We start from the raw sequence: 25164 nt of genomic DNA on the forward strand, positions 1-25164 counted from the left end.
CGTACTTTCGAGCAGGCGAAACCAATTTTTCTGATGAAACAAAAGCACGAAAACAAGCTGAAAAAGGTATGCCGCCGTAAATCCAAATTTCTTGTTGATTTTTGCGTCTTTTAAATGCTTGAGGACGTTCAATTCTTGGAAAGCCGGTTTAATTTCTTTTGGTAGTTGATTGCACGACTCTTTTTGCTTTATCATATAGAGGACACCTCTTCTGTATGGTATGGGTTGCTCGACACAATCACTATACCAAACAAAAGCGGTGTTTTTCTATTTTTGCAAGGGATAGATCTTTATCCTGATGCAGCTTTATTTATCAAGGGTCCATGGCCAATTTTACTCTGCGAAGTTTGAGTAATTGACTCCAAATGTCCTAATTGAAGATAGATTTCTAGAAGTTCATCAGCAATATGTATCCTGTGATCCAAGCTAACTTCGTCCAAATATTTCTGAAGCATAGGTAAAGCTGTGTCAAATTCTTTCTTTCTAGCTTTTGTTAAGGCCCGAGTAATCTTGGCTGGTTCGACAACAAAGTCGTTCTTCATCTTTTCAAAAGTGTCCAGATGCTTCTCAACCGCATTGTAGTCTTTTAATTGTGAATATGAATTTATCATCATCAGATATGCTCTTGCCTTTAGTTCCGTATCTTCTGTCTCCAAAGGGAGACCCAACTCACAAAGTTCAATACATTCATTGTATTTGTTTATGTTTTTCGCATGCAAAGCCATTCTAAAGTAAAACGTAATTTTCTCCTCATGTGATAAAAATTTAGTGTAGTACAAAACTTCTTGTCCCATCCGAAACGACTCTTCCAGTTGTTTCAAATCGTTCCTTTCAATCAAATACTTTTGCAGCAGCCCTTTGGCTACATAATGCGGCACTCCGCGTTCTCTGGAAAACTTAATAATTGACGTATAGAGTGTTACTTTCAGTGAATTATCAGTTACTGTTTGGGTAAAGTCAAACAATCGTTGAAGCGATTCCTCCGTTTCTACACTATGCGATTCCAGTATGCGTACTGCCACTTTCGGAACCAGCAAAAAGCACTCTTCACAGGATGTTACCTCTTCGAGCACTTCAAACAAAGTGTTGATGCGGCTTTCTTCTTCAAGGTAACACTCCATAATCTCGGAATAGTGTGCAGGAAAAGCTATGGCTACAGCCTTCAAATTCTTAAATTCCAGCCGTTTCGTTTCCCCGCGCTCTATTCGATTTAGTACACTTCTGCTTACCCCCGTTAATTCCCCAAGTTCTGCGTATGTCAAGTTATTCTCTTTTCTAAGTTGGAAGATGAAATCTGCGATGGTGTTATTCCGATACTTAGTATCCACCATAATACCGTACCTTCCTTTGATTCAATATTATACAATGGTTAATTATAGCAGAGCATGTTCTATTTTACAATTAATTGATTTTTATGATATTTCATCTATATAGATTCCGCAGAGATAAAAAGATTCGATAATTTCCGATCAACTCCAATTCGTATAGTCCCTCAAACGATCGGGCAGCGACTAAATAGCATCTCGATATAGTCCAGCGCTTTCCACTACTCAGACAATTTACCGTACAATTGCAAATCCATCCATAATTACTGAAGAGTGCAAAAAATTTGACTAACTCCTTTAGATGTAGTATCCTCGCATCATGTTTAGTTAGTAAGACCTACTATTTTTATCTTGAACCTAGTTCCAACATACCGCAACGGCAGCAAGCCAATTTCGTACCATGCGTCGTTTTCGACCTTCAAGTTATTTCCACCGCGTACGAACAGTTTAGAAAATAATAATTCCAGTCTGTTTACTTCTATTTTCCTATAGCAAAAAATGATATAGTAAAGATTATGCGAGCATCAAATGAGGAGGAGCCGCCTGTGGAAGCCAACAAACCGCAAAAACGAAAGTTTTTGTTCAATGTAGACATCATGATTGAGGAAGATACCAACGGGCGAGCCTTGGAGAAGCTGCTGCATCAGCTCAATTCGGAATTTGTAACCGATTATCAAATCAAGCAAGGGGTCGAATTAGGTAAAACGATTGAGGCCTCGCTGAAAGAAGCCATTCTCAAAAAAATCGACACCTCTGCCGAACTGACGAAAAGCCAGCCGAACACCGATCCTGCGGAAATCGCCCCGAAAACCCCATCCGCTTCGCACGTTAAAGAGGCCAATGCTGCGGAGCCAAAACGCCCGAAAGTCGATCCGTTCAAGCAGATCTGGGATGAAATGAATGTATTTCAACAAAGCAATACGCTTGTGCGTTTGTCCATCGTGAAAGAGAAAGGGGTCAAGCTCAGCATGCCGTGCCGTATTATCAATACGGACCCGGCCAGCGGAAACCTCACGGTCTATCATGTCGACGAGAAGAAAGTGTACCTACTTAAAATTAACGAAATTGACGATTTTCAGGCCCGCTGAAGCGGGCCTTTTTTAATTAACAGGGGGACGCTCCTCTTCGGCTGCTGCCTGCGTAGAGTAAAGCTTCATCAGACGCTCCGCGTCGGGAACGGCAAGGGGCGGGCTCAGATAAAAGCCTTGAATGAGATGGCAGTCGTTGTCATGCAAAAATCGGAGCTGTTCCTCGATTTCGACGCCTTCTGCGATCACTTCCATGTTCAAATGCCGGGTCATGGCGATGATCGAAGCGACGATGGCCGCATCGTTCGGATCGGTCAAAATGTCGCGCACGAAAGAGCGGTCGATTTTTAATTTGTCGATCGGGAATTTTTTCAAGTAGGACAACGAGCTGTAGCCGGTGCCGAAATCGTCGATGCTGATTTTAACCCCAAGCTGCTTAAGCTCATGCAGCAGACCGCAGGCATAATCGACATCCATCGTGCAGCTCTCCGTAATTTCAAGCTCCAGCAAGGCGGGATCGAGCCCCGTTTCCCGAAGTATCCTGCCGATTCCGACGCACAGCTGATGCTGCATGAACTGCCGGATCGACAAGTTGACCGAAACCGGCACGACCTCCAGCCCGGCATCTTGCCACTGCTTGTTCTGCCGGCAGGCTTCCTTCAGCGCCCATTCGCCGATCGGTACGATCAGACCGCTTTCTTCCGCGAACGGAATGAACTCCCCCGGCGCAACCAGCCCGCGCTCCGGATGCTGCCACCGGACGAGCGCCTCGAACCCGACAATGCGGCCGGTCGTAATATCCATCTGGGGCTGGTAATGCAGCAGCAGTTCGTTCTTGGCCAAAGCCCGACGAAGCTCGCTTTCCAGAGTTAAGCGTTTCAATGATACAGATTTCATCTCGCTATTAAACAGTTGATAGTTGTTTTTGCCTTTTTCCTTGGCCCGGGTCAATGCCATATCCGCGCATTTCATAAGCAAATCCGCCGACTCGTCCTCCCGCGACAGCAGCGATATGCCGATACTGACCGTCAGGTGAACCAGATTTTGCCCCAGGACGAAGGGCTCCTCCAGCACGTCGAAAATCTCCTTTGCGATCGTTCCCACCGGCTCCGCCTCTTGATCAGCCACTTGGAAGAAAAGCGCAAACTCGTCTCCTTCCGTACGCGCGAGATAATCGTCCGGGCCCAAGCAGCGGGAAAACCGTTCCGCTACCTGCAGCAGCAGCATATCTCCGTAATCGTGCCCGAAGCAATCGTTGACGATCTTAAAACGGTCGATATCGACGAACAGGACGGCTAGCTTTCGTTCGTGGCGGGACGCGGCCGCCATGGCTGCGTTCAAATGCTGCACGAACAGTCTGCGGTTCGGGAGCCCCGTCATGTCGTCATAGTAGGCAAGATGCCGAATCTGCTCTTCGGTACGCGTAGCGGACGTAATGTCCTGGCAAACGATCAGAACCCCTGTCGCGATCCCCTGCTCCTTCACCGGGACGACCGTCGTATCGAGATCGACGCGGTATCCGTCTTTATGCAGAAGCGACGTTTTGAACGAGAGCGGCAAGCCATGCAGCGCTTCTGCGAAAAAGTTGTTGATCCCGCCGGACAACTCTTCCGGAAACAGGGTGCGCAAATGCTTCCCTCTCAGCTCTTCCTCCCGGTATCCGAACGTGCGTTCCGCAGCCGGATTCCAGTACAGAAAACATCCCCCCGGATCGATCAGCCCTACGGCGCCCGGATGGTGATGGAACAACGCGTTCAATTGGCTGTCCGCCCTGCGAAGCCGTTTCTCCGCCGTACGGCTTCTGGCGTCCGATTCGGACACAGCCCGGGACAGCCGAATAATACGTTCCCACGAATAAGCCATCAACAGGAAGACGGCGATGCCGAATCCCCATAGGAAAGCCCCTCCGACCCACCAGCAGACGAGGAATCCGACCGCCGTCCCTCCGCATGCGAACAGCATCGTTCTTTTTTCATTGCGCGGTTGTGTTCCATTTGCTGATCCGTCGGTCCTAGGCATGCGGGCCTCCTTTCCCGGATAGGTTCGTTTGTCAGAGTATTCCATTCTCACATCTTGCCCGTAGAAATTCTACGTACAGCTGTATTTTTCCTGCTAATTCGACAAAAAAAGCGAGTACTTCCAGAAGGGTAGGCATAAAAAAATTCGGCATGAAGACCTGCCGAATGTAGTGAAAGAGACTTAGGAGTTATTTTGCCCGGAGGGCCAGGACCAAGGACAGCCAACCGAACAAAAAGGCCACCCCGCCGATTGGCGTAATCGCGCCCAGCTGCTTTATCCCCGTTATACTTAGAACATACAAACTACCGGAAAATACAACGATCCCGACAAACATCGACCAGCCGGCCCGGCGTACATGTCCGCTGGCGCTGGCCGGAAGCAGGGAGGCAGCAAGTCCAATGGCGATCAGCCCGAGCGAATGCATCATCTGGTACTGGACGCCAGTCTGGAAATTAGCCAGCATATCCGCTGTGAGCTTTCCTTTCAGCGCATGTGCGCCGAATGCTCCGAGCGCCACCGACAGAAATGCGCAAATGCCGCCAAGAGCCACAAACGTTCTGTTCATCAACTTCACCTCTCTTTCATGATATAGTATTTTTTCCCCACTGCCAAATGAACAAAATAAGTCCTGCCTTCTCGCCGAATTCGGCTTTGTCAGCAGGACTTCTTACGTTATTCGAATGATGGATGCGGCATTACAATTGGCCGATATCGTGCTGGCCGACGATCAGCGTAACGGGCTCCAGAAAGACGCGGGTGATCGCAGGCTGCTTGAGCAAGTCAAACTCAATGTCGATGACCTTGAACCGCTCCTGCTTGCCTTCGCGCTTGTCGTAAACCACTTCGAACTCTTTTAACCCAAGCTGGTACGAAACGACGGAGCAGCCGATCGATAAGGCCGGCGCCTCGTGCTCTCCGTGGTCGAACAGCACCTCAGACATAATTTCTTCGTTCATGTCTACAATTTTGACTGTTTGGCAAATCGCATATTTCATTGCCATCCTCCTCCGGCAGGGGCGAAGCTGATCGTTACTCTGCAGTGATGTGCCCCCGTTTCCTATGACGAATTCGACATTCTGCGTCCAAACTCCTGCTTTTTTCCAACCGGCTACGAGACAAAAGTTTCGTTATTTTTTGAACGTTTCCCCGCATTTTCCGCTCTTGACGGGCCCATTGGAACACGATAAAGAGAAGCACGAGCACTTGCGGAACGAACGTTTCCCAAGTCGGGTAGGCGCCGAGCCAATTCCAGGAAGGAAGATAGCCTGGCACATGCGCAGGAATCTGTCCCGCAATTTGCAGAGCGTGAATGCTCTGGCCCAAAAATTTGAGGACCAGATAATAGATCAGTACCGTGGCTCCCAGAAAAAACGGGCGGAGCGGCAGCAGGACGCTTCCCCGGACAATGACGAAGCCGAGCAGAAACAGCAGCACGGCGGCCGATCCGATGCCCAGCGCAAGCTGTGCCGGATCGATGGAGGGAGCCATCCCGATATAGAAGATGGCCGTCTCCGCGCCCTCCCGCAAAATCGAAAGCGCCGCAACCAAGAAGAGCGACCACAGGTTTCCGCTGGCCAGAGCCACGCCGACCTGATTATTAATGTACCGATTCCACGTATCGACATGGGATTTGCGGTGAAGCCATGCGCCCACGGTCAGCATCAGGAACACGGATACTAGGCCCATGATGCCCTCCAACAGCTCGCGAGTGCTCCCGGAAGCCACATTGGCAATCGTGAAAGTAAGCACGACGGCCAAGCCGCCGCTGGCGAGCAGCCCTGCCGCTCCGCCGCTCCATACCCATACTTGCTTGGAGGCGTTGCCGGTCCGGCGCAAAAAGGCGAGCAGCGCTTCAAGCCCTTCGCGCAGCAGGATAATCGCGGCATCCCAAGCCGAATAGCTCGTTTGCGCCGTGAACGGCTGAAGCTCCGTCTGCATCTCCGAAACGATGCGGCCCGCTTCCTCCGGCTGCGGGGGATTGGACAGCAACCGGCTAGCCGCCTCCGTCATCTCCCGTTCGATCCGGTCATACGTGTCCGGGGCTCTCGTGCGGACCTCTCCTTCCACGGAAGGCCAGATCTGGATAAAGGCCTGAAGCTGATCGGCCGCTTCCGCGTTACGGCCTGCACTGATGGCGTCCGCGGCTTTTTGCAAAATCGCCAGCGCGTCGGATACCGATTGCTTGCCGGAAGCGGCGGTGTCCTCCCGGAGCTTGCCGCTGACGTAATCGTCGATCAGCTGGATCAATTCGCGAACGCCCTTGTCGGCCGCTTCCGCCTTCGGGGGCTCCGCTTGCAGCGCGATCCGGATCAGGCTTAGCTTCGTCTCGATCTGTCCGTACACGCCGGACGAGTCCGACCGGATGGCCGCTTCGCTCTTGGACCACTGGCTGTCGAACTGCTTGTAGCGGCTCCGGGCTTTGTCCCAGTCGCTATTCTGGATATCCGCTTGCGTTTGCCGCAGGATGGGAAGCAGCGCGCCAGCTGCTTGTTTCCCGTCCGCTTTCGACTCCTTTTTCGCTCCGGCCCCCGCGAAACGGCCGACCGCCTTGGTCAGCTTGGACACGGACTGGTAGGCCTCGTTGGGCTTGGAAGCGGCATCGGTCACCGCCTTCTTCGCGTCGGCCAAGGCCGACGCGACGCTATCTGCCGCTTCGCCGGAGAGGGCGTTCAGCTTGCGCCATTCCGCCTCGAACTTCTCCAGCTCCGCAGCCGTTTCCTGCCACTTGTGCTCGCCCGCATGAACCAGCGCTCCGCCGACGAGCGGCATCAGCGAGTCGGGTGCGGCCGCTTCAGCAAGCGTGCTACGGCCGTCCCAGCCGAACAGTATAGAAGTCGATGTTTTTCAATGAAAATTTTTAGAATTAAAGTTTATTCGATGTTTGTATAAAAAAAGCCTCAATCTCCAAAAAATGTCGAAGATTAAGGCTTTTTTTAATCGGCGTCGGCCGACGGATTGGCATGCATCTCGGCATACAACCCTTGCAGCGCCAAAAGCTGCTCGTGTGTGCCCCGCTCGACGATCTCGCCTCCGCGCACGACGAGAATCAGGTCGGCCTCCTGAATCGTGCTGAGCCGGTGGGCGATGACGAAGCTGGTCCGCCCTTGCATGAGTGCCTTCATCGCTTCCTGAATGTGCATCTCCGTGCGTGTATCGACGCTGCTGGTCGCTTCGTCCAATACCAGAATGGACGGATCGGATAGAATCGCTCTGGCAATCGTAAGCAGTTGCCGCTGCCCGTGACTCAGATTACCGCCTTCCGCTGAGAGCGGCGTGTCGTACCCTTGGGGCAGCTTGCGGATGAAGCCGTCCGCGTTCGCCAGCTTGGCCGCCGACCGAATCTCCTCCTCCGTCGCGTCCAGCCTCCCGTACCGGATGTTGTCGCGAATCGTGCCGGAGAACAGATGCGCGTCCTGCAGCACCATGCCGAGACGGCTTCTGAGGCTGTTTTTGTCCCATTCCCGGATATCTTTCCCGTCGATCCGGATCGTCCCTGCTGAAATATCGTAGAAGCGGGTGAGCAGGTTCATGATCGTCGTCTTGCCCGAGCCGGTCGGACCGACCAAGGCGACAACTTGCCCCGGTTGAACAGCGAACGATACGTCCCGCAAAACCGGCGTGTCGCCGTAACCGAACGTCACCCGGTCGAACTCGACTTCCCCGCGGATGGCTTCTTGCAGCTTCCGGCCGCCCTCGTTGCCGAATTCCGTGTCGGTATCCAAAATTTCAAACACTCGTTCCGCTCCGGCGACGCCGGATTGAATCATATTGTACTGGTTCGCCAGCTCGTTGACCGGGCCGCTGAACTGCTTGGAGTAATTCAGAAAGCTGACGATGACTCCGATCGTCGTCCAGCCGTTGTACGCCATCCAGCCCCCGGCGACCGCCAGCAAAATGAAGCTCGTATGGTTCAACAGGTTCATGAACGGGCCCATCATGCCGGAAAAAATTTGCGCCCGCGTCCCCGCCTGCCGCAGCCTGGCGTTTATCTCTTGGAACTGCTGCGCCGCCAGCTCCTCGCGGTTGTAGATTTTGACGACCTTCTGTCCGGATATCGTCTCTTCGATGAAGCCGTTCAGCTCGCCGAGATGGCGCTGCTGTTCCTTGAATTGGCTTTTGGTGCGCTTGCCGATTTGTCGGGCAACCAAGGTGGCAAGCGGAATGATCACGAGCGCCACAAGCGTCAGCCATCCGTTCAGCAGCAGCATCATCGTCAGCGAGCCGAGCAGCATGACGACGCTCGTGATGAGCTGCAGCAAGCTTTGGTTCAGCGTGTTGGAGACGTTGTCGATGTCGTTCGTCGTGCGGCTCATCAGCTCTCCGTGCGGCGTCTTGTCGAAGAAGCGCACCGGGAGTTCCTGCATATGGGCAAACAGGTCGCGCCGCAGCTCCCACACCGTCCGCCCGGCAATGCCGGACATGACGTACGTTTGCAGCCACGAAACGGCGCTGCCGCCGATATAGACGGCCAGCAGAAGGAGGCACAGCCACAGCAGGCCGTTCGGATCGTGAAGCGTAATATAGCGGTCGATTGCCGTCCCGATCAGATATGGTCCCGCAAGCGACAGCGCGAGCCCAATCAGCACAAGCGCGATGACGCCGGTCAAGGCGGCCCGCTGCCGTTTCAGATAGCCCCACAGCCGCCGAATGGCAGCCCGGGTGTTCTTGGCCCTTACCCTGGGCGCCGGTTCGCCCCGGCGTCCGAATCCGAACGCGGCCGCCGGAAGGTCCGCGTTTTTTTTACCGTCAGGACGGACTGAGGGTTGAGCTTGGGGTGTCACGGACGCTCTCCTCCTTTCCGTGCTGGGAGCGATAAATATCGCGGTAGATTGCGCTGCTCCGCAGCAGCTCCTGATGCGTGCCCCGGGCGGCAATCGCGCCGTCCTCCAGCACGAGGATCAGATCCGTCTCTGTCACCGACGCAATGCGCTGGGCGATGACGATGCAGGTCGTTTCGCTCTTCAAAGCTTCCAGAGACTCGCGGATGCGGGCTTCCGTCACCAAATCGACGGCGCTCGTACTGTCGTCGAGAATAAGAATTTTGGGCCTGAGCAGCAGCGCCCGCGCGATGGATAGACGCTGCTTTTGGCCGCCCGACAGATTTACGCCCCGCTGGCCCAGCTCCGTATCGTAGCCGTCCGGCATGCGCTCGATAAATTCATAAGCCTGCGCCGCCCTGGCCGCCGCCTCGACTTCCTCCTGCGAAGCGCCCGGCCGTCCGTAGCGGATGTTGTCGCGAATCGTGCCGCTGAACAAGACCGCTTGCTGCAGCACGATGCCGACTTGACTGCGCAAATGCTTGGAGTCGATGGCTCTCACATCGGTACCGTCGATTAATACCCGGCCCTCCGTCGCATCGAACAGCCTTGGAATCAGGCCGACCAAGGACGATTTGCCCGAGCCGGTCGCACCGAGAATGCCGACCGTCTGGCCCGGCTCGACGGCAAAGCTGATGTCTTTCAGCACGAAGTCGGTCTTCCCCGGATCGAACGAGAACGATACCCGGTCGAACCTCACGTGTCCGGCCCGGATCGCTCCGGCGTTGGCCTGCTCAGCTTCCGCGATGCCCAGCTGCGTCTCCAACACTTCGCGAATGCGGTCCGCGGACGCTTTGGCCCGGGAGAACGAAATCAGCAGCATGCCGACGGATAGCAGGGAAAAGAGGAGCTGCGCCATATAGCTGAGGTACGCGATCAGGTCGCCGACCGGCATCGCGCCTTCCCACGTCTGCGCGCCTCCGTACCAGAGCACGGCCACGATGCCTGCGTTCAGCACCAGCATCAGGAGCGGCATATTGGCGGCAACGATCCGTGCCGCTTTCAGAGCGACCTCCAGGTGATCCCGATTCGCCTTCCCGTAGCGTTCGCGCTCCACGGCCGACCGGACGAACGCTTTCACCACGCGGATGCCCTTGAGGTTCTCCTGAAGCACCGTGTTCAGCCCGTCCAGCTTTTCCTGCACCCGACCGAACAGCGGAACGGATAGCCGGATCAGCGTGTACAAAATGACAATCAGGAGCGGCACCACCGCAAGCAGCATCAGCGAGAGGCGAGGACTGAGTGCGATCATCATTGCGATGCTGCCGATCGCCAGCGACGTGCTGCGAACCATGACGCGCAGCAGCATCTGAACCTGGTTCTGCACCTGCATGACATCCCCCGTCAGCCGGGTGACAAGCGATCCCATCGTCAGCCGGTCCAAGTTGTCGAACGAAAAGGTCTGTACTTTTTGAAACAGGCTGAGACGCAGATCCGCCCCAAACCCGAGCGCCGCCCGGCTGGAATAAATCGTGCAGCCTGCACCACCGAGCAGTCCGACGAGCGCAGCGCCGATCATCAGCAGGCCCGTATGCCAAATGTGCGCCAGATCGCTGCGCACGACACCTTCATTGATGACGCTCGCCATCAGCTTCGGCTGCAGCAGATCCATGCACACCTCCAGCACCATAAACAGGGGCGCAAGCAGCGCTGCCCATGTATAAGGCTTCAAGTAGCTTCTAAGCTTCCACACTTTTTAATTTCCTCCGATTGAGTTGTCCTCCGCTTGTTTGTCGGCTAACTATTCATCTTTGAAATGTCGTTGAAACGTCTCCAAGTCGTCGCGAACCTGCCACAGCAGCCGGCGGAACAGCATTTTTTCCTCAGGGCTGAAATGCTCGAAGCATTTCGCCTCCAATACCTGCAGCGCTTCCCTAACGCCGGCGGCGGCTTGCCGCCCTTTCCCGGTCAAGTAGACGCGGGATACGCGCTGATCGTCCGGGTCCGGCTTCCTCTCGACGAGCCCCGTCTTCTCCATGCGGTTGATCATCACGGTTAACGTAGGCGGCTTGATGAGCATGCTGTCCGCCAGCTCCTTCTGGCTTTGCCCGTCCCGCTCCGACAACCGCATGAGCAGCGGAGGCTGTCCGGGAAAGACGTCGTATTTCTGAATCATCAGATCGACGCTGTGCCGGTGAAGCTTGAGCACATGCCGCATCAAGCGGGTCAGCGAATCGTCATGCGACATGGGAAGTCCCCCTTTTAGTTTGTCGGCTAAATAATTTCAGGATAGGGGATTCTGGAGCTACTGTCAATGGGGACCTCCAAAAAAGGACAGCCGGTTGGTTAATTACCAAACAAGCTGTCCTTCATAGCATGGCTTTATTTGATAATTTCGACGGAGCGGATGTACTCAACGCTGTTATCGTAACCGTTGCCTATTCTTAAATCGCCATAATAATTTTGTCGATGTGTAAATTTCGCGTCCGTTACTTTAAAAACCGCTTCCTTCCACGTACCGGTTCCCTCTTTTTGAATCTCTAGCCCTTTGTAATCATGGTCGACAGCATTGTACTGAATCAGGATCTTATCTTCTCCGGCATCAAAATAAGACACTTTGATCGTTAATTGCGTGTCGCCTTCGCGAACGAATCCATCGGATACTTGAAAATACAAATATTTATTGTCCGCTATTATTTTTCTGGCTTCCAGGCCTCCGACGGTTTCAGCCTCGGAATAAGTCTCTTCTTTCGGATCATCGGACTGAATTTGTTCCATCAGCGTGTACAGGTTGTCTTTTTTCAGAATGACCTTCGCTCTGTTACTTTGTTTTTTTACCTTTATTTTACTGATATGGATGACTCCGCTTCTCGACCATATACGAAAATCGGAGGAAACGTTTTGCCGATTGTCGAATTTCGCGTCGTTCAGTGTAAAGCTTTGCGTCTTCCACTCTCCCGTATTTCCCAAGACGACCTGACCGGTCTGAGTGTAAGCCCCCTTTTGGCCGTCATACTGGAGGAACCACGACCCGCTGCCGCTATCCAGATAAGTTACTTCCACTTGAACGGTCGGATCGAGACCTTCGTTCGCATTGCGCAGCCATAGATCGTTTAATCGAAAATAAGCGTATTTGCCCGAGTCAATCTCGATATGCGAACCGTAATTCTTTACTCCGCTATCCCCCGGGGAGGTATTCAAAGACAAGGTAAGCGCCTGGTTCATTTCGGTTCCGAAGAAGGTTTCCGCTCCGTTTAAAGCTTGATAATGATAAAATGCCTTCAGCGGAGTTAAGTCTTGCTTGACAAGTCCGTAGTTGTCTTCCGTGACGTCGCCCACATTCGCATTCCGGAAATTGTACCAAAAGACTTTGGCGATGTTCGGCCATCTCTTATTCATCACATAGACTTGATCCACATAATTCGCTTGCTCGTAAAGCTTCGTCCCCTCGGAGGTTAAGCCGGTTTCCGTGATCCAGATCGGTTTGCCGCTCAGGCTGGAGCTGTGCTTGCGCACGATTTCCATCATGCCGTTATATTTTTTCACAAGCTCTTGCGCCGGTCCGTAGGCATGATAATTGATAACGTCGAAATAGTTCCCTGCACCCAGATCCATCAGTTGATCGAACCAAGCGCCCACTCCGTAGTTGGCATCCCGCCCGTACGACAGAGCGAGCCCTCCCATCAGCACTTGGTTGGTTGGGTCGGTCGCTTTGATCTGGTTATAAGCCTTTTGCAGCAAAGTAAAATAATCGCTTGTACCACTTTTCCAAAATAGCGAATAATCGGGCTCATTCCATACCTCCCAATGATGAATGACGCCTTTATACCTGGCCGTAATAAATTTCACATAGCTTTCCCAATCTGCCCAGTTCGCCGGCTTATAGCGCGTGCTCTCCGGATCGCTCGGCTTGGAGGAAGCCCAAGGCGCAGTATAAGCCAATATCCAAACGATGTTGATGCCTTTGTCCGTTAACCGCTTGACGATATCGTCCATTTTGGCCAATACGTTAGGATCGTGCTTCCCTTTCGCCGGTTCGATGGCTCCCCACTCGGGCGAAATGCGAATCCATTTGACTTGGGAAGCGGTAATTTGGTCGATTAAGGCCGGATAATCCGCATAGCGGTGCGGATGCTCGTTCACTCCGAAATAATCCGCATCCATCGCTTTGGCCTGCGGGATTGGAAAGCTATAAAACAATACTAAACAAACGATCAAAACAACCACAGTCTTCTTCATAGATCATAAGCCCTCCTCTCGGCTCTTCGGATAAATGTCCTCTGTTTCCTCAACGAATCGCTGCGGACGGCGTCGTCACCGTAACATCGTTTTCGAGCGCGAATTTGTTCAACGAATCGTCTACGACATTCACCGTATGCGGCACGTTCAGAATATACTGAACCGCCTCGCCCGGTTGCAGCGTTTCGGTTAAGAGCACAACCGGATTTGCCTGTAGAGTAACCTTCGAATATGCCGATGCATAAGAGGCCCCCGGTCCAAATCTCTCTCCGACATAAGTCCCCGATTGCGGCAGCCTCACGCGTATCTGCATCGTCTGGGGGGTTTTATCGAAATTGACAAAATTCAGCAAAACTTTATCCGCTTTCGCTCCCACTGCGGATGCAGGTAAAGATGAAGTATCGACCGCTCGAAAGTATACCTTCTTGTCAGCAACGCCCGTCCGGTTTACATAGTCGTATGCCAGAGGCCGTCCATGTGTGGCATAAGCGAGAGCAAGTCTGCGGAATGTCGCAAGACGGTAATCGTTCGCTTCGTTGACGTTCTGCCAGGCAACCACCTGTTCGGGCTGCAATATATTCCAGTCGACAGTGGGTTTGAACAGACTGTAGGAAACGCGACTCGAGTCGATATAAAACGCGGCATGCTGCATAATATGATCCGCATACCCGATATCGCTCCGGAGCTCCCGGTCAAAGATGGCCTTATATTTATTCCCGCCGCTGTGTGTGCCGAATCGCGGATCGCCGTCAAAATGCGTGTCGTTCGCTCCCGTTTCGCTCATGACCATCTCTTTCTCCAACCCGTCCCCGGTATAATCACCATAGGTCCGCAAATTCTCGATCAGCGCTCCTCCCCTTTTGCCCAGAGCACCGACTCCGGTCGTTCCGTAGCTGTGGCCGTTGGTCAAATCCGTGTAATCTTCGACTTGTCTGCGGTATTTCGGATCTCTTTCCCATCCTGCCGGAATCCCGTTTTTCTCGTTATAGGACCAGCCGGGCGCGACAATTTTCAGATTCTTCTTCCCCCCCGGTGAGTCCCGATGTTCTTTCAAAAACTTAGCCAAGGCGATCGTGCCAGCCAGGGTATGATTATATCCTCCGGGTTCGTTATCGACTTCGACGTACTGAAACAAATCTCCGAAATCCGTAATAAACCCTTCATAGTATTGTTTCACCCAGGGTGGGACATTACCGGCGGCGATATCCGGATCTCTTACCGTGATGTCGCTTCCGAAAATATCGACCAACGGAGTCAAATTAAGCTGCTTCATCGTCTCCAATACGGATCTGGCATGGGGTCGCCACTTGGATTGGGTGTCGGACCAGAAGCCTATTCTCATCCAGTTGCCGCTGTACGCGATCCCCATCCACTTGGTAAGTTGGGGATACTGTCGGATCACGTCGTCGTTGTACGCAAAATTATTTAGCATATTCGTCCCAAGATGAACGTATCTGCCATGAATAGGCTCCACTGCTGGCTGTTGCAAGGCATCAAGCTGTAAGTAATCCCAAACCCACCAAAGGTAAGCATCGCCGGTCGAATCGGCCAAATGCCCCCTGTATGCTTCCAGCCTTAGAGTGTTCGTTCCTTTTTGCAAAAGCGACGACGGGATAAACAAACGGTAAGTATTCTTGTACGCCAGCGGCTTTTCGGCCGAATCTACAGCCCCGCTGCCGTTTATGCCGGCGACTTGGATGAGTCCTGCCATGATCTGGTTGGAGAAAACCGCCACTTGGGGTATGGACCTGTAGGCGTCCAGAATGCGGAAATGAAGCTCCGCTCCTTCGCATGGCACTTCATTTAATGTAAACGAAACCGATAATGCCGGGCTTACACTTGCGTTCAAGCCTTTGGATACGCTTGTCCAATCTGTCTTTGATTTCCAATCGGAAGGAATCGGAAAAGGAGCTGTTTGTGCTTTATAATTCGAAAATTCAGCCGAACTCCCGTCGTTTTTACCGATTCTCCACAGCGTAGAGTCCGATCCGTCCGATGGCTCCAATACCGTAACGGTAATGTCGTCAAAAAACACCTTAGTTCCGGATGGCTGTTTTCCAGCGAAGTTCAACGCCTGTATCTCAAAGCGGATATCGTTGATAGTCCCTCCGTTCTTCGGTTGAAAACGGCTGTCCGTCCCGAAATAATAAAACGTCTCGAGGTCTCCGTTTTTTTGCGTGTTGGATAACGTATCTGCGCTGCCGTCGGTCCACTGAACCCCTGCCGTCGAATTCGTCGACCAATATATTCGGGAACCTTGCCCACCGCCCCATCCCTCTGGCTGCCAACGTCTGAATTGCACCCGTACGAGCCGATCGGGCTTATTCACAAACTCCGCCAGCTCTGAAGAAGTAAATCCAAGAGAGCCGACCGCGCTCTTGTAAGCGGTGCTTGCGTCTCCTATGGTGACGGCAAGCGCGGGATTAGCCGCATTGTGGGGATTGCTCTCCCACGTCGCGTTAATTTCGTTCCATGGATGTCCGCCGCTTTCGAACGACCATCTCTTATCGATAGAGGTCGGTTTCCATTCGCGCCCTCCATAAGTAACGCTGGAAGCGCGGGTGGCTCCCGAATTCGCGCTCGCTGCCGATGTCTCCGGCAATGGGTAGGCGAATCCCGTAAACCACAGCGTTATGGCGATAAAGATAATCAAGCCCGATTTTAGCTTATTACGCACAACATCAGCCCTTTCTCTAGAATGATGGAACCCGTCAAAACCTCGGTTTCAAGGAATCGCCATCGAAACATATTGTATCATGCAAAATATGACATACCAAAGATGAAATTTGTCGACAATTGACAAAAAACCGCGACGATCAGCCAACCCGGTGACGGATGGCAGTTGCCGCGGTTCGTGGGGGATTACAAAGATAGTCGCGCTTTCCGAAGAAAGAGCCGATTTTGAAATGGTAGTTCGTTAAGCAAACTCGTGCGGAATTTTGCGCGCCACGCCGGTTTCCACTGCGGCCTGGGTTACTTTTTTTCTAACCGCTTCCACTACACGGCTGTTAAACACGCTTGGAATGATATACTGCTCGTTCAATTCGTCGTCCTCCACGGTGGAGGCGATCGCGTAAGCGGCGGCGAGCTTCATTTCCTCGTTAATCGTCGTCGCCTGGCAATCCAACGCCCCTCTGAAAATGCCGGGGAAGCACAGCACGTTATTGAGTTGGTTCGGGTAATCCGACCTTCCGGTTGCCATCACGCGAACGTACGGTTCCGCAATTTCCGGCAGAATCTCCGGCGTCGGATTAGCCATGGCAAATACGATCGGATCTTTGGCCATTTTTTTCAAATCCTCGACCCCGATCACGCCCGGACCGGACAGGCCGATAAATACATCCGCATCCTGCATCGCGTCCGTTAAAGTGCCCGCAACGTTATCCGGGTTCGTATGCTCGGCATACCATTGAAACATGGGATTGCTGTACGTTTCTCCCCGACGTACGATCCCAACGGACCGCGAAGCGCCGATGATATTCGTCACCCCGGCAGCCATCAGCATCTTGGTGCACGCCACCCCGGCCGCGCCGACCCCGCTGAAGACGACTTTAATATCCGTCAGCTTTTTGCCGACCAATTTCAATGCGTTAATCAGTCCCGCCAGCATGACGACGGCCGTCCCATGCTGATCGTCATGAAATACCGGAATATCCAGCTCCTGCTTCAACCGTTCCTCAATTTCAAAGCAGCGCGGAGAGGAAATATCCTCCAGGTTGATTCCGCCGAACGCGGGCGCAATGGCTTTTACAATCCGGATGATTTCTTCCGTATCTTTCGTATCCAAGCAAATCGGAAACGAGTCGATACCCGCCATTTCCTTGAACAGCATCGCTTTTCCTTCCATCACCGGCATCGCCGCGATCGGCCCGATATCACCGAGCCCGAGGACAGCCGTCCCGTCGCTGACAACCGCGACCGTATTTCTTTTGATTGTCAGCGAATAGGCCTTGGCAGGGTCTTCGTGCAGTGCCATACAGACGCGGGCTACACCGGGGGTATACACATGGGAGAGATCGTCCCGATTCTTGATCGGTACTTTCGAATGAACCTCAAGCTTGCCGCCTAAGTGCATCAAGAAGGTGCGGTCGGAGAAGTTAATGATTTTAATTCCCGGCACTTTGGTCACATTGTTAATCAAGGAGGCTTCGTTTTCCGCATTGGACACGTTCACCGTAATATCGCGGATCGTCACATTTTTACTTCGGTTCACGTTATCGACGGCGACAATCTCGCCCCCGGTTTCGTGAATCGCATTCGCGATATGAATGAACGGAACATTCGGTCCAGACTCCATCCGCAAAATAATCGTATAGCTCCCGCTTGTTTGAACTCCCATGACAAATTCTCCTCCCCCGATATCCCCTGCAAGTGGATCGACATTTTAACATTATATCACATATAGCAGAAAAAGCTTTAATTAATACGTATTATTAATATATAGGATACAACCTTATTCGTAAAGAGTATGATTGCCAAATCTAGCGGGACGAATTCCGATCATTCGTTAAATCTTCCCATCACAAATGTATTTGCATCTTTCGATTGCGGATCTGATCGTATAATTCAACCAATTCTTGTTTGTTCGCTAGTATGTCAGGCTCTGTTCCAATTTACTTTGAAGGCTTGAATCCTTGCGGCCATACGGTCGTCTCGTCGTACAAAGCCTCGGACAGTTGTGCCTCTTCAATCCTGGAACATAGCATCACTGCGCCTTATAGCTTAGCTCCGGAAAAATCTGTTTGCCAGACATCTGCACCCGTTAAGTCTGCCCCTGTGAGGTCGGCATTTTTTAAACTTGCTCCGTTTAATTGACAATGAATTAATTTTGCCGATTGTAAAATCGCTCCCTCGAATGAAGCCACCATTGCCCGTGCATTAGTTAGATCAACTCCACTCATTATTGCACCGTTCAATTGTGCATTTCGCAGAATTGTCCCAACAAAGCTTGCTCCGGTCAAATTTTCTTCAGCTAACATCGCTCTGTGCAAATCCAAATTATCGAGATTAATACATTCAAAAGTATCAGCATCATTTTGAAAAATGCCCCATCCCGCAGCCCAATTCCAGAATAGACAGGTCCTTTAGCGCCGGAAGTAGCTCCCTAAGAGCCGGTTGCTCCAGAACCTCGTTCAATCCGGATTCCGTTTCCCTTAGCTGTCTATAGCCTTCAAAAAAAAGTTTCATTGTCGTAAATGTTCTGTTTCACAACCGTTCTCCTCTTTTCTTCCTATGTTTTAATTAAAACGCATCAAAAGAAGAAAGCCCCGATATCGAAAAATCCATATCGAGGCACATGCATGCAAACAAAGCATTCGGTTAAACTATTCTATCATAATTTCCAAAAAAACCAAAATATCATAGAATCGATTGCGGTTCGATAGACGATGTGAAAATGACATTTGCCCGCCTGCACGGTGACCAAACAGGCGGGCCGTTCATAGAATGCATCATCCAAGCCGCGGGAGATGAAGACTGTGAGCAAAGCGAAAACTGCCAAAAAGAAAGTCCCGGCGTCGTCCATCGACAAAACCAAGTTCAACATGAAGGTGGTGACCTCGGACGTGTGCGCCCGCTGCCGCAAATGCGAGCGCGGACTGCGGTATCTCGAGAAAATGTCCCAGCCGGGCGCTGTCGGCAACGGGGTTCCGTGCATCCTGACCAAAGGCAAGGCTTACGCTTAGCACGACGCCTGTACGACGAATCAGCACCTGTGAAATGAAAAGGGCAAGGTACGCTTCCGGTGATTCCGGAATTCGTCCCTTGCCCTTTACTATGATCTCTTGCGGTTGACCATCTTCCCTTCGCTTCGGCAGCAACACGTCCTCTATCCTTTCAGCACGTACGTCCGCCCGCCTTCCGCCTCGAACGTCAGCACGCCGTCGTGAACCTCGACCGTCACCACTGCCTCGTCTGCGACCACGGCCGACACCGCCGTCTGCGCCCGCAAGCCGGCCTTTCGTTCGGCATGCGGGTCCGTGCCGTCAAAGCGATACGTGCTGCTTGCTCAGCCATGCCGTAATATGCTTTTTGAACTTTTGCGCAGCCGGAGAAAGGTGCTTGAAGGATACGGCCGCGAGCACGATCGTGCGGTACGGGTCGCCTTCGAGACCGATCATGTGAATACCGTCCAGCGCCTCATAGAGCACCATAGCCGGCAAAATGCTGATCCCGAGCCCGTTTTTCACCATCGCCATGATCGCTTGATCTTCCAGCACTTCATATTTGATGTTCAGCGACAGCCGGTTGATTTTGATAATGCGCAGCAGGTCGCTTTCCTTGCCCCACTTCGGCATAATGAACGCCTCCGCTTGCAGCTGGGCCAGCGACATGACGGTCATCTCGCGGTAAGGGGACTCGTCCGGCACGATGCAAAGTAGGTTGTCGTTGGTTAGCGGGATGATGTCCAAAGGCCGGGCCGCCGTTAACGAGAGAAAGCCGAAATCGACCGCGCCGCTCGTAATCCAATCGTTAATTTCGTCGTAGTCGCCTTCCAGCAGCTTAATCTCGATGGTCGGGTGCTCCGCCTGGAACCGCTTCATGATGCCGGGCAGCCATTGGGTAGAAATGCTTGTGAAGGTGCCGATCCGCACCGTTCCGGTCTCCAGCCCTTGAATCGAAGCGACCTCCTGCTTGAGCAGCTCGCTTCGCTGGAGAATGTCTCGGACGTGCTTTAGCACGCACGCGCCGTTCGGCGTCAGACCGATTCCGGCGCGTCCCCGGGTCAGCAGGGTAAAACCCCACTCGGACTCCAGACTGGCGATGGCATGGCTGACCGCCGATTGGGTCAGCCTGAGCTTCTCGGCCGTCCGGGTCAGACTGCCCAGTTCGACGATTGTACTGAATACTTCGTATTTGGCCAATGACATAGATCGTCTTCCTTTTCATGAAAAAAATTCACATAATATATGATAAACATTCATTTTTCTTATTCATAGTGTACCGTTATACTAAGCGTTGTGTAAATACATATTGCGTTGGGAGCCAGACAGATGAGAACGGAAATTAGAGCGGATTTGATGATGCTGGGAGCGACGATGCTGTGGGCATCCTCGTATTTGTTCACCAAAGTCGGATTGCAATCGTTGGATACATTTAATCTTATTGCTTTGCGGCTGCTAATTGCATTTCTATTGTCGGCGCTTGTCTTTCATAAGCGCATCCGGAGCGCCGATTGGTCGACGTTGAGCTCCGCTTTTGTGCTGGGCTCGATCTTGTTTCTCAGCTTCGTGTTCATCACCTTCGGGGTACGGTCGACCTCCGCTTCGAACGCGGGCTTTCTTGTCGGTCTTTCGGTGATCTTCGTTCCGATATTGTCGATCCTTTTCCTGAGGAAAAAACCGGAGGCGCGCTTGCTTCTGTGCATCGGACTCGCCATCGTCGGGATCGGCCTGTTGACGCTGACCTCGTCGCTGACGATCAATCAAGGGGATATGTACTGCATACTCGGCTCGCTGCTGTTCGCCGTGCATATGCTCGTGACGGGCTCGGTCGTAAAAAAGGGGGATGCGATCGCCCTCGGCGTGCTGCAGCTCGGGTTTGCCGGGCTATGGGCGCTGTCCTTCTCCTTCCTGATGGAGACGCCGAAGCTGCCGGATACGTTCGACGCGTGGTGGTCCATTCTCGGCCTGAGCATCTTATGCAGCGCCGTCGCCTTCGTTCTGCAGGTTTCCGCGCAAAAGTACGCCTCGCCTACGCGAATGGCGCTGATTTTCGGAACGGAGCCGTTGTTCGCCGCGATCTTCGCTTTTGTTTTTGCAGGGGAAATGCTGACGTCCAGAGGGTACGTCGGCGCGGCGCTGCTGCTGCTCAGCGTATTTCTCGCACAGACCGATGTGAAGAAACTGCTCGATGGGAAGCGGCTTGCCGTCAAGAAACACCGGCCGGTAAGCAAATAGCTTTGAAGAATATCCACGGTGTTACGGAGTTGCATAGCAGACGTTCAGCCTCATGAAAGCAGCCCCGCGCACTCTCGCAAACAACAAGATCCCGCCTGCTCTTTTTCAGAGCATGTGCGGGATCTTTTCATTTTGCCTCAAATCTTAAACCGGTACCCCGCGCCCCAGATCGTATCGATATACTGCGGATTGGACGGGTCCTGCTCGATTTTGTCCCGCAGCTTGTGGATGTGGACGGTGACGGTCGCGATATCGCCAACCGAATCGTAGCCCCAGATGTGCTCGAACAGTTGGTCCTTGCTGAACACGCGGTTCGGGTTGGAAGCGAGAAACGTCAGCAGATCGAACTCCCGGGTCGTAAACGTCACTTCCTGGTTGTTCACGAACACGCGGCGGGACGACTTGTCGATGAGGAGGCCGCGGATGCGGATTTCCTCCGTCTGAGGAGCCCGGCTGCCGAGCAGCCGCTCGTAGCGCGACAAATGCGCCTTCACGCGGGCGACCAGCTCGCCTGGACTGAACGGCTTGATGATGTAATCGTCGGCGCCGAGGCCCAGGCCGCGGATTTTGTCGATCTCTTCCTTTTTCGCGGATACCATCAGAATCGGGATATCGTGCTTGTCGCGGATTTTCCGGCATATCTCGAAGCCGTCCACTTTGGGCAGCATCAGATCGAGAATGATCAGATCGTAATTCCCCGTGAGCGCCTTCTTCAACCCTTCGTCCCCGCTATGCTCCATGTCGACCCGATACCCGTTGATCTCCAAGTAATCCCTTTCCAGCTCGGCAATGCTCGTTTCGTCCTCGATAATTAAAATGTTTTTCATCGCTCAGTCCCCGCCGCCCGTAGTTTGATGGAGCGTAAAATAAATGCTCGTGCCTTCGCCAAGCGTACTTTTGGCCTGAATGACGCCGCCGTGCTCCTCGATAATATGCTTCGCAATGGCAAGGCCCAGCCCGCTGCCTCCGGTGCCGCTGTTCCGCGACGGGTCCGCCCGGTAAAACCGGTCGAAAATATGCGGCAGCGCCTCCGGTGGAATGCCTTGCCCGTTGTCCCTTACTTCTACGATAACCTGTTCGCCGTCGGACCGCATCCGAAGCGTGATGAGTCCCTCATCCTTATCCATATATTTGATGGCGTTGCCGATCAAATTGACCAGCACCCGCTTCAGCTTCTCCCGATCGGCCGTGACCCACACCGGAGCTTGCGCCATGGGAGCGTCGAACCGAAGCGTGACGCCTTTCTTTTCGATATCGGCGTGCAGCTGCATGTCAAGCGTGCAATCCTGCAAAAAATCGTTTAAGTTCACCGGTTCAAAATGAAACGGCAGCTTTCCCAGATCCAGCTTGGAAAACAAAAACAGCTCGTCGATCAGATGATCCATCTGAACGGCTTTGGCATAAATCGTCTTCAAGTACTTGTCCAGCTTGTCCGGCGAATTCGATACGCCGTCCATAATGCCTTCGACATAGCCTTTAATGGCGGTCACCGGCGTTTTCAGATCGTGTGAAATGTTGGAAATGAGCTCCTTGCGGTTCTCTTCGTACCTGAGCTGCACGTCGACGGATTGCTTCAGCCTCTGGCGCATCTGCTCGAAGGATGCCGCCAGCTCGCCAATCTCGTCCTTCGCCTGCGGCTTGACTTCAAAGTCGAGATTGCCTTCGCGAATTTCGCCTGCCGCCCGCTGCAGCTGGCGAAGCGGACGAATCACACTCCGCGATACCCAATACGTCAGCAAGCCGTTGGTCAACACAAGAATAACGAGCAGCGAAATAAAAAACGTGGAGGTGTAGGTACGGAAAATTTTGCCGAAAAAATTCACATCCATCGCGATAAAGACGCTCCCCGGACTGCCGTCCTTAAAACGGAAATCGTGCTGCCGGGATAAAGACCAAGGGCCCCGGTCCTTCATCGGCCGGGCATTGAGATCCGAATCCCCCGCCCCATATGGAGGTAATTTGCCAAGCAGCTCCGGCTTGTTCAACTTCTCGGACACGTAGACGATGCTATCCATTTTCCGGACGACAAGCCCCATATTGATCGGCCGAAGCCGCTCTTCGAATTGCGCCGTTACAACCGGGTTCAGCAGCGAATCGGGATCTTCCGTCGTCTTGAGCTTTAATTCGGCGCTGATGGCGGCTTCCTTCTCAAGCACTTCTTTGACGGGATTATGTTTCGTATCGACGTCGTACAGCGATTGAACGTCGCCGAAAAAAGCGGCAACAATGATCAAAAACGCGACGCCGGCAAGCACGACCGGCACGATAAGCATCAAGAAATAGGACAGCACCAACCGGACTTTGATGGACATCGCTACGGTCTCCTAGTATTGTTTTCGCTCGAACAAGGTATAGCCTCCTGTAAAAAACAATATACAACAAGCGGCCAGAAACATAAAGACGTTCAGGATTTTGCCGGACGCCACCGAGGCTCCGAGCCACAGCATATGCCAATCGGTGTAAGCCGCAGGGGTGTATACCGCCAGCGCAGGCACGAAGAAAGCGCCAAGCTTCGCCGAAGCGTACAGCAGAATGCAGACTGTCAGCGCGCCGCTGCCGTTTTTGAACAATTGGGCGATAAAAGCCGCGGCCAGTCCGAGCGTGAACAGAGGCAGCAGCGCCGTGACATAAGCGGCGGCCGTCCGGCCCAGTCCCTCCACAACCGTGCCCCCGCCGCCCACAAACAGAAGGCTTGCCACCGATACAACAAGGGCGATCGCCAGATGCAGCGCCGCATACCCGAGCATGGCGGCCAGCTTGGACGCGAACGCTTGAAATCTGGTGATCGGCCGCGTTAAGAGCAGCTTCATCGTCTTGTCGCCCGCTTCCCCGGCGAACATGTCGGACGCCGTCATGAAGAGCAGCAGCGGCAAGTAGACGGCGGTATAAAAGCTGAGCAGGACGACCGGGAAATCCGCAGAGGCCAACGCCGCTACGCCGAAGCCGAATTGAAGCCGCGAGGCGGCAGCGGCAGCAGCTATCGGAATCAGGGCGGTCAGGACGAGAAAAACAAGCGTTTTGCGGCGGGCCATCAGCTTCGCCAGCTCGTTTACCGTATTCGCATAAAAACTAGGCATGGACTTCCGCTCTCCTTTCTTCGCGCACTTGCTCCATAAAATAGTTCTCCAGCGTCGTCGGATTCGCGCCGCGGACAATATCCGCTACGAAATCTTCCCGAATCAGCCTTCCGTTATACAAAATGCCGATCCGGCTGCACAGCTGCTCCATCTCCGTAATCAGATGACTGGATAAGAAAAACGTAATGTGCTGCTCGCGGGCCAACCGGGCGATCAATTCGCGCATCTCCACCATGCCCTCAATATCGAGCCCGTTCGTCGGTTCATCCAGTATAAGCAGCTCCGGCTCGGACAGGATCGCCGCGGCCACGCCCAAACGCTGCTTCATGCCCAGCGAGTATTGGCTTACTTTCTCGTGCTTGAAGGCGGCGAGCCCGACCAGCTCCAGCACCTCGTCGATTCGTTTGCGGGGCAGCTGCGGGTAAAACCGGGCGGCGAGCTCCAAATTTTTGTAGCCGCTCATGTAATCGTAAGCGTCCGCCGTTTCGATAAGCACGCCCACCCTGCTCATCGCTTTCACGAAGTCGGCGGCCGCATCTTGCCCGAACAAGCGCACCTGCCCCCGGTCCGCCCGGCACAGTCCGGTAATGATTTTCATCACGGTCGTTTTGCCGGCTCCGTTCGGCCCGAAAAATCCGTAAATATCTCCGCGCTGCACTTGCAGCGTAATATTTTCCACACCGCGCCGATTGGCGTAAATTTTGGTCAATCCGTTTAGCTCCAGGACAGCTTCCATCGGCTCATCTCCTTATTCATCGAAGCTCAAGCTTTTGCACGAACGGCGAAGGACGGCTGTCAGGCCGCCCCTCGTCCCGCTGCGG

At 53.2% G+C, this 25164-nt stretch carries 20 protein-coding genes and 1 pseudogene; 3 read left to right on the top strand and 18 right to left on the bottom strand.

Annotated elements, in window-relative coordinates; all coding sequences use genetic code 11:
- Together BLO51_RS20780 and BLO51_RS20785 are read right to left on the bottom strand one after the other, a co-directional pair.
- Positions 1–195: pseudogene (locus BLO51_RS20780) on the bottom strand (IS4 family transposase); the annotation flags it as partial.
- A 95-nt stretch (positions 196–290) separates the two neighbouring features.
- A complete protein-coding gene (locus BLO51_RS20785; protein WP_245719758.1) occupies positions 291–1331 on the bottom strand; it encodes a helix-turn-helix domain-containing protein in 1041 nt (346 codons plus the stop codon).
- 539 nt (positions 1332–1870) lie between these two features.
- On the opposite strand from BLO51_RS20785, the gene BLO51_RS20790 reads away from it, so the two are divergent.
- Entirely contained in the window at positions 1871–2413 is a 543-nt protein-coding gene (locus BLO51_RS20790; protein WP_090674893.1) for a hypothetical protein, read from the top strand.
- Positions 2414–2425: 12 nt separating this feature from the next.
- Here the strand turns inward: BLO51_RS20790 and BLO51_RS20795 are convergent, their stop codons facing one another.
- The 11 genes from BLO51_RS20795 to BLO51_RS20845 form a co-directional block, all read right to left on the bottom strand.
- The gene (locus tag BLO51_RS20795) at positions 2426–4372 is read right to left on the bottom strand and encodes a putative bifunctional diguanylate cyclase/phosphodiesterase (protein WP_090674894.1); all 1947 of its coding nucleotides are present in this window, start codon (positions 4370–4372) and stop codon (positions 2426–2428) included.
- Between the two features lie 187 nt (positions 4373–4559).
- On the bottom strand, positions 4560–4937 hold the full coding sequence (locus tag BLO51_RS20800; protein ID WP_090674896.1) for a DUF423 domain-containing protein: 378 nt from the start codon (positions 4935–4937) through the stop codon (positions 4560–4562).
- A gap of 130 nt (positions 4938–5067) precedes the next feature.
- On the bottom strand, positions 5068–5367 hold the full coding sequence (locus BLO51_RS20805) for a hypothetical protein (RefSeq protein WP_090674897.1): 300 nt from the start codon (positions 5365–5367) through the stop codon (positions 5068–5070).
- Between the two features lie 34 nt (positions 5368–5401).
- Complete coding sequence (locus BLO51_RS20810) at positions 5402–7141, bottom strand: FTR1 family iron permease (RefSeq protein ID WP_245719759.1); 1740 nt, start codon at positions 7139–7141, stop codon at positions 5402–5404.
- Positions 7142–7305: 164 nt separating this feature from the next.
- Positions 7306–9153 (bottom strand): ABC transporter ATP-binding protein, encoded by a 1848-nt coding sequence (locus BLO51_RS20815; RefSeq protein WP_090674899.1) that lies wholly within the window; start codon positions 9151–9153, stop codon positions 7306–7308.
- Positions 9119–10882, bottom strand: a complete 1764-nt coding sequence (locus BLO51_RS20820) for an ABC transporter ATP-binding protein (protein WP_090674901.1) — start codon at positions 10880–10882, stop codon at positions 9119–9121. Before BLO51_RS20820 ends, BLO51_RS20815 begins: the two co-directional genes overlap by 35 nt.
- Before the next feature lie 48 nt (positions 10883–10930).
- Positions 10931–11377 (bottom strand): MarR family winged helix-turn-helix transcriptional regulator, encoded by a 447-nt coding sequence (locus BLO51_RS20825; RefSeq protein WP_090674903.1) that lies wholly within the window; start codon positions 11375–11377, stop codon positions 10931–10933.
- 134 nt (positions 11378–11511) lie between these two features.
- The gene (locus BLO51_RS20830; protein WP_090674905.1) at positions 11512–13368 is read right to left on the bottom strand and encodes a cellulase family glycosylhydrolase; all 1857 of its coding nucleotides are present in this window, start codon (positions 13366–13368) and stop codon (positions 11512–11514) included.
- A 49-nt stretch (positions 13369–13417) separates the two neighbouring features.
- On the bottom strand, positions 13418–16045 hold the full coding sequence (locus tag BLO51_RS20835) for a polysaccharide lyase family protein (protein WP_090674907.1): 2628 nt from the start codon (positions 16043–16045) through the stop codon (positions 13418–13420).
- 240 nt (positions 16046–16285) lie between these two features.
- Complete coding sequence (locus BLO51_RS20840; protein ID WP_425415822.1) at positions 16286–17665, bottom strand: NAD-dependent malic enzyme; 1380 nt, start codon at positions 17663–17665, stop codon at positions 16286–16288.
- 418 nt (positions 17666–18083) lie between these two features.
- Entirely contained in the window at positions 18084–18365 is a 282-nt protein-coding gene (locus BLO51_RS20845) for a pentapeptide repeat-containing protein (protein ID WP_281180408.1), read from the bottom strand.
- 471 nt (positions 18366–18836) lie between these two features.
- Here BLO51_RS20845 and BLO51_RS20850 point away from each other — a divergent pair, with 471 nt between their 5' ends.
- Positions 18837–19052, top strand: a complete 216-nt coding sequence (locus tag BLO51_RS20850) for a hypothetical protein (protein ID WP_090674912.1) — start codon at positions 18837–18839, stop codon at positions 19050–19052.
- Positions 19053–19352: 300 nt separating this feature from the next.
- Here the strand turns inward: BLO51_RS20850 and BLO51_RS20855 are convergent, their stop codons facing one another.
- Entirely contained in the window at positions 19353–20237 is an 885-nt protein-coding gene (locus BLO51_RS20855) for a LysR family transcriptional regulator (protein ID WP_090674914.1), read from the bottom strand.
- Between the two features lie 123 nt (positions 20238–20360).
- On the opposite strand from BLO51_RS20855, the gene BLO51_RS20860 reads away from it, so the two are divergent.
- Positions 20361–21266, top strand: coding sequence for a DMT family transporter (locus BLO51_RS20860; RefSeq protein WP_090674916.1), 906 nt, complete (start codon positions 20361–20363; stop codon positions 21264–21266).
- A 137-nt stretch (positions 21267–21403) separates the two neighbouring features.
- Here BLO51_RS20860 and BLO51_RS20865 read toward each other — a convergent pair whose 3' ends face one another.
- Genes BLO51_RS20865 through BLO51_RS20880 form a run of 4 tightly spaced genes read right to left on the bottom strand, consistent with a single transcriptional unit; the run spans position 21404 to position 25079 of the window.
- The gene (locus tag BLO51_RS20865) at positions 21404–22093 is read right to left on the bottom strand and encodes a response regulator transcription factor (protein ID WP_090674918.1); all 690 of its coding nucleotides are present in this window, start codon (positions 22091–22093) and stop codon (positions 21404–21406) included.
- A gap of 3 nt (positions 22094–22096) precedes the next feature.
- Entirely contained in the window at positions 22097–23578 is a 1482-nt protein-coding gene (locus tag BLO51_RS20870) for a sensor histidine kinase (protein ID WP_090674920.1), read from the bottom strand.
- A gap of 12 nt (positions 23579–23590) precedes the next feature.
- Entirely contained in the window at positions 23591–24343 is a 753-nt protein-coding gene (locus BLO51_RS20875) for an ABC transporter permease (RefSeq protein WP_090674922.1), read from the bottom strand.
- Positions 24336–25079 carry an ABC transporter ATP-binding protein gene (locus BLO51_RS20880; RefSeq protein ID WP_090674923.1) on the bottom strand — a complete coding sequence of 248 codons (744 nt, stop codon included), beginning with the start codon at positions 25077–25079 and terminating at the stop codon, positions 24336–24338. The genes BLO51_RS20875 and BLO51_RS20880 overlap by 8 nt, the downstream gene beginning before the upstream one ends.
- Between the last annotated feature and the right edge of the window lie 85 nt (positions 25080–25164).

This window comes from Paenibacillus tianmuensis (genome assembly GCF_900100345.1).
In the GTDB taxonomy this organism is placed as follows: domain Bacteria; phylum Bacillota; class Bacilli; order Paenibacillales; family NBRC-103111; genus Paenibacillus_G; species Paenibacillus_G tianmuensis.